Origin of the sequence: Streptomyces sp. NPDC002889 (genome assembly GCF_042888425.1) — a bacterium.
Classification (GTDB): domain Bacteria; phylum Actinomycetota; class Actinomycetes; order Streptomycetales; family Streptomycetaceae; genus Streptomyces.
Map to the genome: position 1 here is coordinate 141,917 of NZ_JBIAPT010000008.1, position 11,729 is coordinate 153,645.

12 protein-coding genes and 1 tRNA gene are annotated in these 11,729 nt (G+C 69.9%); 7 read left to right on the forward strand and 6 right to left on the reverse strand.

Translation table 11 applies throughout. The annotated features are described in order from the left end of the window. Positions 1-9: 9 nt before the first annotated feature. On the reverse strand, positions 10-882 hold the full coding sequence (locus ACFYWI_RS14095) for an FhaA domain-containing protein (RefSeq protein ID WP_389230469.1): 873 nt from the start codon (positions 880-882) through the stop codon (positions 10-12). 316 nt (positions 883-1,198) lie between these two features. Here ACFYWI_RS14095 and ACFYWI_RS14100 point away from each other — a divergent pair. From ACFYWI_RS14100 to ACFYWI_RS14110, 3 genes are all read left to right on the forward strand, one after another. Continuing rightward, positions 1,199-1,285 (forward strand) — tRNA-Leu (locus tag ACFYWI_RS14100). Between the two features lie 652 nt (positions 1,286-1,937). Continuing rightward, positions 1,938-2,948 carry a permease gene (locus ACFYWI_RS14105; protein WP_389230472.1) on the forward strand — a complete coding sequence of 337 codons (1,011 nt, stop codon included), beginning with the start codon at positions 1,938-1,940 and terminating at the stop codon, positions 2,946-2,948. Further along, the gene (locus ACFYWI_RS14110) at positions 2,945-3,679 is read left to right on the forward strand and encodes a TIGR03943 family putative permease subunit (RefSeq protein WP_389230475.1); all 735 of its coding nucleotides are present in this window, start codon (positions 2,945-2,947) and stop codon (positions 3,677-3,679) included. The genes ACFYWI_RS14105 and ACFYWI_RS14110 overlap by 4 nt, the downstream gene beginning before the upstream one ends. Positions 3,680-4,022: 343 nt before the next feature. On the opposite strand, the gene ACFYWI_RS14115 is transcribed toward ACFYWI_RS14110, so the two are convergent. Then, complete coding sequence (locus tag ACFYWI_RS14115) at positions 4,023-4,634, reverse strand: FMN-dependent NADH-azoreductase (protein ID WP_389230478.1); 612 nt, start codon at positions 4,632-4,634, stop codon at positions 4,023-4,025. Positions 4,635-4,757: 123 nt separating this feature from the next. On the opposite strand from ACFYWI_RS14115, the gene ACFYWI_RS14120 reads away from it, so the two are divergent. The 4 genes from ACFYWI_RS14120 (at position 4,758) to ACFYWI_RS14135 (ending at position 8,044) form a co-directional block, all read left to right on the forward strand. Then, positions 4,758-5,120: a winged helix-turn-helix transcriptional regulator gene (locus ACFYWI_RS14120; RefSeq protein WP_389230481.1), complete on the forward strand. Its 363-nt coding sequence runs from the start codon at positions 4,758-4,760 to the stop codon at positions 5,118-5,120. A 165-nt stretch (positions 5,121-5,285) separates the two neighbouring features. After that, entirely contained in the window at positions 5,286-6,755 is a 1,470-nt protein-coding gene (locus ACFYWI_RS14125) for a DUF2252 domain-containing protein (protein ID WP_389230484.1), read from the forward strand. A gap of 34 nt (positions 6,756-6,789) precedes the next feature. Next, entirely contained in the window at positions 6,790-7,635 is an 846-nt protein-coding gene (locus ACFYWI_RS14130) for a hypothetical protein (RefSeq protein WP_389230487.1), read from the forward strand. Between the two features lie 64 nt (positions 7,636-7,699). After that, entirely contained in the window at positions 7,700-8,044 is a 345-nt protein-coding gene (locus tag ACFYWI_RS14135) for a rhodanese-like domain-containing protein (RefSeq protein WP_389230490.1), read from the forward strand. A 122-nt stretch (positions 8,045-8,166) separates the two neighbouring features. On the opposite strand, the gene ACFYWI_RS14140 is transcribed toward ACFYWI_RS14135, so the two are convergent. The 4 genes from ACFYWI_RS14140 to paaC form a co-directional block, all read right to left on the reverse strand. Further along, positions 8,167-9,300 carry an acyl-CoA dehydrogenase family protein gene (locus tag ACFYWI_RS14140; RefSeq protein ID WP_389230493.1) on the reverse strand — a complete coding sequence of 378 codons (1,134 nt, stop codon included), beginning with the start codon at positions 9,298-9,300 and terminating at the stop codon, positions 8,167-8,169. Between the two features lie 90 nt (positions 9,301-9,390). Then, positions 9,391-10,446, reverse strand: coding sequence for a 2Fe-2S iron-sulfur cluster-binding protein (locus tag ACFYWI_RS14145; RefSeq protein WP_389230496.1), 1,056 nt, complete (start codon positions 10,444-10,446; stop codon positions 9,391-9,393). After that, positions 10,447-10,986, reverse strand: coding sequence for a 1,2-phenylacetyl-CoA epoxidase subunit PaaD (gene paaD, locus ACFYWI_RS14150; RefSeq protein ID WP_389230499.1), 540 nt, complete (start codon positions 10,984-10,986; stop codon positions 10,447-10,449). Continuing rightward, on the reverse strand, positions 10,980-11,645 hold the full coding sequence (gene paaC, locus ACFYWI_RS14155; protein ID WP_389230949.1) for a 1,2-phenylacetyl-CoA epoxidase subunit PaaC: 666 nt from the start codon (positions 11,643-11,645) through the stop codon (positions 10,980-10,982). The genes paaD and paaC overlap by 7 nt, the downstream gene beginning before the upstream one ends. Positions 11,646-11,729: the final 84 nt, after the last annotated feature.

Below are 11,729 nucleotides of genomic sequence, written 5' to 3' on the forward strand. Positions count from 1 at the left end.
GCCCCCGCTTCACCCTTCGGCTTGCCGGTAAACGATGGTGGTGCTGCCCACGACGATCCGCGAGCCGTCGCGGAGCGTAGCGCGGGTGGTGTGCTGCCCGTCTACCACGATGCCGTTGGTAGACCCGAGATCCTGGATCGTCGAGGGCGTTCCGGTCCGGATCTCACAGTGCCGGCGCGAAACGCCGGGGTCGTCGATCCGCACATCGGCGTCGGTGCTGCGACCCAGCACCAGCGTCGGGCGGGAGATCTGATGGCGTGTGCCGTTGATCTCGATCCAACGTCGTACTTGAGTGCCCGGCATGGCGCCGGGGCCGGGCGCGCGCCCGCCCACTGAGGGGCCGGGGCGGCGGTCCGAGGGCATGCCGGGCGGCGGGGCGGCCGGCATGGGAGGTGCGCCGGCGGCGGGAGCCCCCGCGCCGAAGGCAGGGGGAGGGTAGCCGTAGCCGCCGCGGGCAGCGCCCTGCTGGGCGGCGCCTCCTGCGGGGCCGCCGGGGCTCTGTGACGTACTCGACGCGAGAGTGCGGCTGCGCACCCGGTACAGACCGGTGTCGAGGTCGTCGGCCTTCTCCAGATGGACCTTGATCGGGCCCATGAAGGTGTAGCGCTGCTGCTTGGCGTAGTCGCGCACCAGGCCGGAGAGCTCGTCGCCGAGCTGGCCGGAGTACGGGCTCAGGCGCTCGAAGTCGGGCGCGCTGAGCTCGACGATGAAGTCGTTGGGGACGACCGTCCGCTCGCGGTTCCAGATCGTCGCGTTGTTGTCGCACTCCCGCTGGAGGGCGCCCGCGATCTCGACGGGCTGGACCTCGGACTTGAACACCTTGGCGAAGGTGCCGTTGACCAGACCTTCGAGACGCTGCTCGAAACGCTTCATGACTCCCATGGGGCACCTCCTCCGTCGTCGTCGTCCTGGTACTGCTTACTGATCGTATCCACGCGTCGGGAAATCGGCTGGTTCCCCTTGTCTGCCCCGTCGATGAGTGTCACCCCTCACACGGATCGTAGAGGCGGCCTCCTGACAGTGTCCCGCACTCCGGGAGCACCCTGGAGGAGTGGGGGCCGCCGCACTTCGTTCCCTGTTCGCTCGAGGGGGCCCCGAAACAAACGGATGTGATTCCACCCTTCGCAGCGTGCTAATCTTCTGCATGTCGCCAGGGGGTCACACCGCACGAGTGAGGCACCCGACGACAACACCCAATGCGCGGGTGGCGGAATAGGCAGACGCGCTGGATTCAGGTTCCAGTGCCCGCAAGGGCGTGGGGGTTCAACTCCCCCCTCGCGCACCAGGAGAAACCGACGAAACGGGTTCTCACCAGAGACGAAAGTCCTGGTGAGGGCCCGTTTCTCGTTGTCCGGGAGCAGGGCGGCCCCGGCTTGGGGCGGATTCGGGTGGTTTTCACGTGAAAGAGACCACACCGTGGCATGCGTCACGGTGTGGGCCCTCATCTTTGGTTGATCTTCAGCAGGCGCGGCCGGAGTTGATCGCTAGCCGGTCGGTGCGAGGTAGCCGGTGGGGGTCCAGCCGCCCAGTGGCTCGGTTCGGCGTCGATGGTGGGGGTGCGCCTGCGGGGCCGCTCTCCGTTGAGCGCGAGGGTCTCGACCCAGTTCTTGATCTTCCGGCGGTTGGCGTGGGTGAGCTGGAAGACGAGCAGCATGTTTGCGCGAGCGGGTTCCTCGCGTAGCCGTGGTAGCCCTCGACACTGTTCCGCAGCCGGCAGCAGACCTTCTGCCCTTGCTTCGTCGCCGGCCTCGGAGCCTGCCAGTGCGTGGCTCCTTCAGTGGAGGCGACGGTCTCGCACCCCCCACCCGCCTCCCAACCACCCACTGAACAATGCGTATTCAAACGCCACGGGAAGAGTGAGCAGCTGTGCCGGAACCGGCGTACTGAAGGTGGAGGGGGAACCGACCCACGAAGCCCGCACCGGAGGTGCCTCACCCGTGATCACCACCAAAGCAGCCCCGACGCGGATCGACGACCGTGAGGCGGACGATCCGCAGGGTCGGCAGTTCAACTCATCTCTCGGGCTGACCATGCTGCTGCTTCTGGTGGTTGGGCTTCAGGGGCCGATCCGTCGGGCGTTGTCCGCGCCTGTGATGCAGAGTTGGATGACCGTGTTCGTCGCGGTGGTCGTCCAGGCCTTGCCCTTCCTCGTCCTCGGTGTGCTGCTGTCGGCGATCATCGCGGTGTTCGTCCCACCATCGTTTTTCGCCCGCGCGCTGCCGGGACAGCCCTCCCTGGCGGTACCGGTGGCAGGGATGGCCGGGGCCCTCCTGCCGGGCTGCGAGTGTGCCTCCGTGCCGGTGGCCGGGGCGCTGGTACGCCGGGGTGTCACACCCGCTGCGGCGTTGGCGTTCCTGCTGTCCGCCCCGGCGATCAACCCCATCGTGCTTGCCGCCACCGCCGTCGCGTTCCCCGGCAACCCGCAGATGGTCCTCGCCCGGTTCGTGGCGAGTCTGCTCGTGGCGTGCGCGATGGGCTGGTTGTGGCAACGGCTGGGCCGCACCGACTGGATGCGCCCACCGACCCATCCGTCGTTCGACGGCCTCAGCAAGGGGGCGGCGTTCTGGGGATCCGTACGGCACGACGTGATGCACGCCGGCGGCTTCCTCGTCGTCGGCGCGATGGCTGCGGCCACGCTCAAGACCGTGGTACCGGCCGGCTGGCTGCACACCGCGGCCAACAACCCTCTGGTGTCGATCCTCGCCCTGGCGTTCCTCGCGGTGGTGTTGTCGATCTGCTCCGAGGCCGACGCATTCGTGGCCGCGTCCCTGTCCCAGTTCTCGCTCACCGCCCGGCTCGCATTCCTCGTCGTCGGACCGATGATCGACCTGAAACTGTTCGCCATGCAGGCCGCCACGTTCGGCCGGGGCTTCGCGCTGCGGTTCGCCCCCGCCACCTTCACCCTGGCCGTCCTGGTGTCGGTCCCGGTCGGGGCGGTCCTGCTGTGAACCGGCAGGCGCAAGCAGCCGTGCTGTTCCTCCTCGGCGGGGCGGTGCTGCGCGCCGGCCTCACCGACCTCTACCTGCGCTACGTCAAGGCCGGGCTGCGCCCGTTGCTGCTCGTGGCCGGCATCGTCCTGATCGTCGCCGCCATCGCCACCGTCCGGTACGAACTGCGACGGCCGCGCGCGACCCACGAGAACCAGCCCGAGCGTGAGCACCACGACCAGCGCGGCCACGCCCACCGTGAACCACGGATCTCCTGGCTCCTCGTCCTGCCCCTGTTCGCTCTCATCCTGGTCGCCCCACCCGCACTGGGTTCATACAGCGCCATGCGCACCGGCACGGCCCTGCAGGAACCCTTGGGCTTCCCCGCCCTCCCCGCCGACGACCCCCTCCGGCTCGGCGTCGTCGACTACGCCGGCCGCGCCGCTTACGACCACGGTCACTCCCTCGGCGACCGGCGGATCAAAATCACCGGCTTCATCACCCTCGACCGCAGCGGCGCGCCCTACCTCACCCGCATGGTCCTCAACTGCTGCGCTGCAGACGCTCAACCCGTCAAGATCGGCCTGTCCGGGCGAATTCCCCCCATCCTGCAACCCGACACCTGGATCGAAGTCACCGGCACCTACACCAGCAAACAGACCAAAGACCCCGTCAACGACGGCGACATCCCGTTCATCGACATCAGCCGGGCCAGACCGGTCCCTGCCCCGCACAACCAGTACGAAGACTGAAGGGGTCGAGTGCGCCATCGGCCCGAGCAAGCCGCCCATGAGTGGGCAAAGGTGAAGAGTGGTGGCGCTGACGGGCAAGGAGGTCGCCATCCGAATACGGCCGAGCCGCACCAACCCGTCCATGGCGGGCTCGGGCCACCCACGTTGCCGCGCTGTCGCACCCCGTCGTCGTCCCTGCCCGGCCTGGTCGCGGAAGCGCCGGTCCCCCGCTTCACCGAGGTGACCTGGCGTGAAGGTCGGGCGCCCTGGTGCCGAGCGATGTTTCACGTGGAACATCCGGGGAGGGTGCCTCCGCGGATGTTCCACGTGATGCCGGTGAGCGGGTTGCCCGTGAGCAGTGCGCTCAGGCGGCGAGACGCGCGGCCAGGGCCTTGGCCTTCTCGGCGGCCTCGTCGAAGGCCTTGGTGCGGGAGGCGTCGGCGAGCGGGATGAGCTCGGCCATCTCGGGCTTGGAGCGGGCCAGGGTGAGCTCCGGGACGATGAAGTCGACCTCGGCGCCGAGCATGCCGGTGAACACCTTCTCCAGGTAGTTCTGGACGAACTCGAAGTCCTCGCGCGGTGTGCCGGGGGCGTACGAGCCGCCGCGGCTGGCGACGACGGTGACCGGGGTGCCGGCGACCGGCCCGTCCGGGCCCACGTTGTGGCCGACGATGATGACCTGGTCGAGCCATGCCTTGAGGGTGGACGGGATCGAGAAGTTGTACATCGGCGCCCCGATCAACACGGCGTCGGCTGCTTCCAGCTCGGCTGCGAGCTCGGCGCGCAGCGCATCGTCCACTCCGGCGGAGACGGCGGCGATGTCCAGGTGAGGAAGGGGAGCGGCGGCGAGGTCGCGGTAGACGACCTTGCCCTCCGGGTGCTGCTCCAGCCAGGCCTTGACGAACGTCGCGGTGATGTCGCGGGACGCCGAACCCTGCGGGAAGACGGCGGAGTCGAGGTGCAGCAACGTGGCCATGAGGGGCTCCAGAGGGGAACTGCGCGAAGTGGGGCGCGCAAACAGAATTTCCGTACGTACCTATTGATAACACAGTAGCTTATTTTTTGTAAGTCCCTAGTCCTCGCGCAGTACTCTGGACGCATGGCGGACCACGGCGCGGCCCACAGCGAAGAGACCTGCAAGAAGGTCGACGGCGGCATCACGCGCGTCTTCGAGCTGTTCGGGAAGCGCTGGACGGGGATGATCGTGTCCGTGCTGATGCAGCGCCCCGTCCACTTCGCGGAGTTGCGGCGGGCGATTCCGGGCATCAGCGAGCGCATGCTGTCCGATCGGCTGACCGAGCTCGGGGCCGCGGGGCTGGTCGTACGGGAGGTCGACGAGGGGCCGCCGCTGCGCGTCGCCTACCGGCTGACCGAGGCCGGTGCGGCGATGGAACCCGCGCTCAAGGAACTGGCGACCTGGGCGGAGAACCATCTCTCGATGGGCGATGCCGGCACCTGCTGATCAGGGGCCGACTGCTGAGTGACCAGGGGCAGGGCTGATGACGCTGTTTCGTCCCGGCACGATGCAGAAGGGTTGTCCACAGGGGGAGACGGTGGCCGGGCGCCGCCGGTACGGTCATCGGCAGTTGATGTTGATGGCGTGCGGCGCCGGGGGAGGCAACGGGTCATGAGTGGATCCGATTCATCGGCGTCGGCCGGAGCGCCGGAGTCCGGTGGGACCGGTGGCGACGGGCGTATTCCGGCGGTGCCGGGCTTCGCGCCGCGGGAAGGCACGGGGGCGGGCGGCGCGAAGTCCCCGAAGGAGGCGGGCAAGGCCCTGCGGGGCCGGGTGCCGCGGGCCTCGCACGATGTGCTGCGGCCGACGGCGCAGCGGCCCGACGCGGTCCAGGCCGTCGAGGAGTCCAACCGCGGCCGGGTGCCGGAGCTGACGCCCATCCGGGTGGGGCGTATGGCAGCCTCGCCCTTCGCTTTCCTGCGGGGCGCGGCCGGGCTGATGGCCCACGATCTGGTGGGCACCCCGGTGACCCGGGTGAGCGCACAGATCTGCGGGGACGCCCACGCGGCGAACTTCGGGTTGTACGGGGACCCGCGAGGCAAGCTCGTCATGGATCTGAACGACTTCGACGAGACCGCAGTCGGCCCGTGGGAGTGGGACATCAAGCGGCTCGCGGTGTCGCTGGTGCTGGCGGGCCGCGTGGCGGGTGCCGACGAGGACGTCTGCAGGGCGGCCGCGTTCGATACGGTCGGTGCCTACCGGCGCACCATGCGGCTGCTGGCGAAGATGCCGGCGCTCGACGCGTGGAACGCGATCGCAGACGAGGAGCTCGTCTCGCACGCGGACGCCCGGGATCTGCTCGGCACCCTCGAGACGGTGGAGGCGAAGGCCCGCAGGAACACCAGTGCGCGCTTCGCGGCCAGGTCGACGGAGCCCGTGAACGGCGACCTGGCACGAGGACGCCGTTTCGTGGACGCGCCGCCGGTTCTGCGGCGGGTGCCGGACGCGGAGGCGGCCTCGGTCGCGGCATCGCTGGGCCCGTATCTGAGCACGGTCTCGGAAGACAGGCATCCCCTGTTCGGCCGCTACGCGATCCACGATGTGGCGTTCCGGGTGGTGGGGACCGGGAGCGTGGGCACGCGGTCGTATGTCGTGCTGCTGCTCGATCACCGAGGCGAGCCGCTGGTGCTCCAGGTGAAGGAGGCAAGGCCCTCGGTCCTGCTGCCTCATCTGGCGGCCGCAGGGTTCCAGGTGCCCGAGGTGGAACACGAGGGCCGCCGCGTGGTGCTCGGCCAGAAGCGGATGCAGGTGGTCAGCGACATACTGCTGGGCTGGACGACGGCGGACGGACGGCCTTTCCAGGTACGGCAGTTCAGAAACCGCAAGGGCAGCGTGGACCCCGCGGCACTCGCCCCCGAGCAGTTCGACGACTACGGGCGGATGACCGGCGCTCTGCTGGCCAGGGCTCACGCCCACAGCGCCGACCCGCGGCTGATCGCCGGGTACTGCGGCAAGAGCGAGGAGCTGGACGAGGCGGTGGCCGCCTTCGCGGTGGCCTACGCGGACCGCACGGAAGCGGATCACGCGGATCTGCTGGCAGCCGTCAAGAGCGGACGCATCGCCGCCGAGACGGGGGTGTGACCGGTTTGCCCGCGCGCGCCCGTACGCTGGTCGGGTGACCCAGGATGCCGCCGGGGGGCCGACGACCCGGAACGACGACGAGAGCGACGCGCAGCAGGACGCGCTGTCGCGGCCCGAGGCACGGCTGGCGACGGCCGTGCGCGCGGCCGAGCAGGCGCTGATCGAGTTCGAGATCGCGCTGGAGACGTTCCGGGTGGAGGTGGAGAACTTCTCCCGGCTGCATCACCAGAAGCTCGGTCCGATGTATGCCCGGCTGGACGAGCTGGACGCCCGGATCGCCGAGGCGCGGGCCGCACGGACCGGGGACCCGGAGGATCTGCGCAAGGCGCAGGAAGCGCGGGCCATGGTGATGCCGATGCCTGGCGTCGACGAGCTGTTCCACGGCTGGATGGACTCCGACGGCCTCTCTCCCGAGGCCGCCGCGATGCTCAACGACCAGCCCGTGCGAGCACCGAAGCGGGTACGGCCGAGCGAGGAGGCGCGCAAGCTCTACCGCGAACTGGCCCGCAAGGCGCATCCGGATCTGGCGCAGGAGGAGACCGAGCGAGCGCGGCGGGACGAGTTCATCGCGCGCGTGAACGCGGCGTACGCGCTCGGGGACGAGGCGTTGCTGAGGGAGCTGGCCGAGGAGTGGGAGGCCGGGCCGGTGCCGGCCGAGCCACAGCTCAGCGAGAGCGAGGAGCTCTATGCGCGGCTGGAGTGGCTCGCGCAGCGCAAGGAGCTGCTGGCCGCGGTCGCCAAGGAGCTGGAGGAGAGCGCGATCGGCGCGATGCTGCGGATGGCGCCCGAGGACCCCGACCGGCTGCTGGAGGAGATCGCCGAGCAGCTTCTGGCACAGGTGGCCGAGCGTGAGGCGGAACTGGCCGGTCTGGTGGAGTAGGTTTTCCGGGGCCCTCGGGGAGTCCGGGAGACCTGTCGGTTACGCACGAGAGAAGGCATGATCCATGAATTTCGCACCGCTGCCCACGGTGGAAGCCGCGGCGGTTCCGTCCGACGGCTTGGTGCTGGACGTCCGGGAGGCCGACGAATGGGCGGCCGGACATGTCGAGGGTGCGCTGCACGTGCCGATGAGTGACTTCGTTGCCCGTTTCGGCGAGGTCACCGAGGCGCTGGCGGACGGGCGCCCCGCCTATGTGATGTGCCGGGTCGGCGGGCGTTCCGCCCAGGTCACGCAGTATCTGGTGCAGCAGGGCATCGACGCGGTGAACATCGACGGCGGCATGCTTGCCTGGGACGGCGCGGGTCGCCCGATGGTCACCGACGACGGCACCCCGGCCTCTGTTCTCTGACCGCGCCCGATCCTGATCCGCCTGGCCCGTACCTGCTCGATCAGGACCTGCTCCACTGGTCTCCGGGCCGCTCGGGGCCGACTGGGCCCTCCTGTGGCGATGGCGTGCTCGTGTGACGGCCCTCAGCCAAGGGGATGGGCGGCCAGTAGATCGCCCAGGGCCTCTTCATGGGCCGCGGCCGGGCCGAGGGAGAGCTCGAGCTGCTTTGCCCAGGCGTGGTAGCGGTGCAGTGGGTAGTCGGTGTCCGCACCGAAGCCGCCGTGCAGATGCTGCGCGGTCTGGACGATGCGGCGCACGCCTTCCGAGGCCCAGATCTTCGCCACCGCGATGTCGCCCGAAGCGGGCAGCGCACCGCCGGCCCCCGTGCTGATCCGCCAGGCGGCCTGCCAGAGCGTGGCCTCCATGGCCCGCAGATCGATGTACCGGTCGGCAGCCTGGACGGCAACGGCCTGGAACGTGGCGACCGGGAAGCCGAACTGCTCGCGCTTGCCGGTGTATGTGCTCGTCATCGCGAGCACCCTCTCCCCGAGGCCCAGGGCCAACGCGCAGGTACCCGTGGCGAGCAGCCCGCGCAGCCATTCCCAGGCACCCTCGGCATCGATCAGGTTCCGGCTGTCGATGCGCACGGTATCGAGCCGTACCTCGGCGAGGCGTTCCCCGCTCGTGGAGACCTGCTCAACGAGGGTGAGGCCCTCGTGGGCCCGTGGCACCAGGGCGAGCACCGCGTGGCCCGTGCCGGTATGGGCGGGGACGGCGACAAGGTCCGCACAGTGTGCCCAGGGCACCCCCGTCTGCACCCCGTCGAGCACCCAGCCGTCCTGGTCCTGGCGGGCGGTGACGGCCAGTTCGGCGGGGTCGTGGCCGGTGCGGCCGTTGGCCCCGACCGTGAGCACCAGTTCGCCGCGACCGGCGCCGGGCAGCAGCCGGGCGCCCAACTCCCCGCTGCCGTAACGCTCCACGGTCATCGCGACCGCATTGCTCTCCAGCAGGGGAACCCGGGCCAGGACTTTTCCGGACTCGCGCAGGACCAGGCAGAGCGCGATGGGGTCCAGACCGGCCCCGCCGTACTGCTGCGACAGAACCAGACTCAGCAGATCGGCATCAGCGAGCTTCGACCACAGCGGCCGGTCGAAATCGTCGGCCACCGCACCGGCCATGAGCGCCGGGCTAGGCACTCCGTCGGGCGCGACGCCCGAGAAGACCGCCCTCGCGGCCTCGACGGCCGCCTGCTGCTCCTCGGTGAAGGTGAAGTCCACAGCCCAGTCCTCCCACGACGCACCGCGCAATCTGACGGACCGTCAAGATAGAGCAGGTTCTGGGGGAAGGGAATGGTGAGGGGTGGACAGTCAGCGGTCGAAGTCGAGCTCCACTTCCGATGTCGCCGGATGCGACTGACAGGCCAGCACATAGCCCGCACCGGTCTCCTCCGGCTCCAGCGCGAAGTTGCGGTCCATCCGCACCTCGCCCTTCACCAGAAACGCCCGGCAGGTGCCGCAGACGCCGCCCTTGCACGCGTACGGCGCATCGGCACGGCTGCGCAGCACCGTCTCCAGAAGCGACTCGCCTTCCTGCACCGGCCACTTGCCCGACCGGCCGTCGAGCGTCGCGGTCAGTGTGGCATGCGCCGGCGCGGGCACCGCGGCGGCCACGGGCGCCGAGCCGTCGTCGACATGGAAGATCTCCTGATGGATACGGCTCCGGTCCACGCCTAGCCCGCGCAGGGTCCGCTCGGCACCCTGGACCAGCCCGAACGGCCCGCACAGGAACCAACCGTCCACATCGGCCACCGGGAGCAGTGCGGGAAGCAGAGCCGTCAGCCGCTCCTGATCGAGGCGTCCGGACGGAAGGCCCGCCTGCTGCTCCTCCCGGGAGAGGGTTGTGACCAGCTGAAAACGGTCCGGGAAGCGGTCCTTGAGGTCGGCGACCTCGTCCAGGAACATCGTCGATGCCGCGGTGCGGTCGCTCCGGATCAGGCAGAACCGGGACTCCGGTTCCTGCGCCAGCAGCGTCGCCGCCATCGACAGCACCGGGGTGATCCCACTGCCGCCGACGACCGCCGCGAAGCGTCCGGGGCGCGGGTACAGCAGGAAGCGGCCCATCGGAGCCATGACCTCGACGGTGTCTCCGACAGCGAGTTCCTTGAGTGCGTACGTCGAGAACTCACCGCCGTCGACCAGACGGATGCCCACGCGCAGCACGGGATCGACGCCCTCGGGGGCGGCCGGTGAGCAGATCGAGTACGTGCGGCGGATCTCCTCGCCCTGCACGATCCGGCGCAGTGCCAGATGCTGGCCGGGGGTGTGGCGGAAGGTCTCGCGCAGCTCGGCCGGCACATCGAGGGTGACGGCCACCGAGTCGTCGGTGAGCTGTTCGACCGCGCTGACGTGGAGCGGATGGAACATCTACAACTCCTTGAAGTGGTCGAAAGGCTCTCGACACGAGGCACAGCGACGCAGGGCCTTGCAGGCCGTGGAGGAGAACCTGCTCAGCAGTTCGGTGTCGGTCGAGCCACAGTGCGGGCAGCGCACGGAGAGCGTGAGCGGCACCGGGCCGTCCGCCGTGTGCGGGCGGGGCGGGGCTATGCCGAACTCGGCGAGCTTGCGCCGCCCTTCCACGCTGATGTCGTCCGTCGACCAGGCCGGCGTGAGCACCCTGACCACCGAGACGTCCGCGACCCCGTGGTTGTGCAGCACCTGCTCGATGTCCGAGGTCATCGCCTCGATCGCCGGACAGCCGGTGTACGTGGGGGTCAGCTCGACCTCGACCCTTCCCGGTCCGATCACATGGACCCCGCGGACCACACCGAGCTCCTCAAGGGTCAGCACCGGAAGCTCCGGGTCGGGTACGGAGCCGGCCAGTCTGCGCAGCTCCTCCTCGAGCCTCGTCTCGGCCGCATCGGCCGTACGGACCGCCCCACCGGCGCGGGTCGTCTCCGTCACCATGATGCCCCCGGGTGGCTGCGGTGCAGGTGCTGCATCTCGGCGAGCATCCGCCCGAACGACTCGGTGTGCAGACCCTGGCGGCCCGCGCCTGCAGACCAGGCGCCGCCGCGCGGGCCGGTCGGCACGGTCAGCGTCGCGCGCTCCAGTACGGGCGTGACGATCTCCAGCCAGCTGACGTGAAGCGCCTGCCAGTCGACGTCCACACCTTCCACCGGCCGGAACATCTCACCGGTGAACCGCCACAGTGCGTCGCAGGCCCGCTGCATCCGCTCATGGCTCTCGGCGGTGCCGTCACCCAGTCGTGCGATCCAGTGCTCTGCGTGGTCCTGGTGGTACGCCACCTCCTTGACCGCCTTCGCGGCCAGCCCGGCGAACGGGCCGTCCCCGGCCGCCAGCTGCCCGTACAGCAGGCGCTGGTAGACGGAGAAGTAGAACTGGCGGGCGATGGTGTGCGCGAAGTCGCCGTTCGGCTGCTCGACCAGCTGGAGATTGCGGAAGGCCCGCTCCTCACGCAGATACGCGAGCTCGTCCTCGTCCCCTACGAGGGAGAGCAGCACGCGTGCCTGGCCCAGCAGGTCCAGGGCGATATTGGCCAGCGCGACATCCTCCTCCAGGACGGGTGCATGGCCGGCCCACTCCCCCAGCCGGTGCGAGAGCACGAGGGCGTCGTCCCCGAGCGCGAGTGCCGCGGCGTGTACCGCCGCGGTCGGCGGTGTGACGGGCGCGGTCGGTGCGGTCTGCTG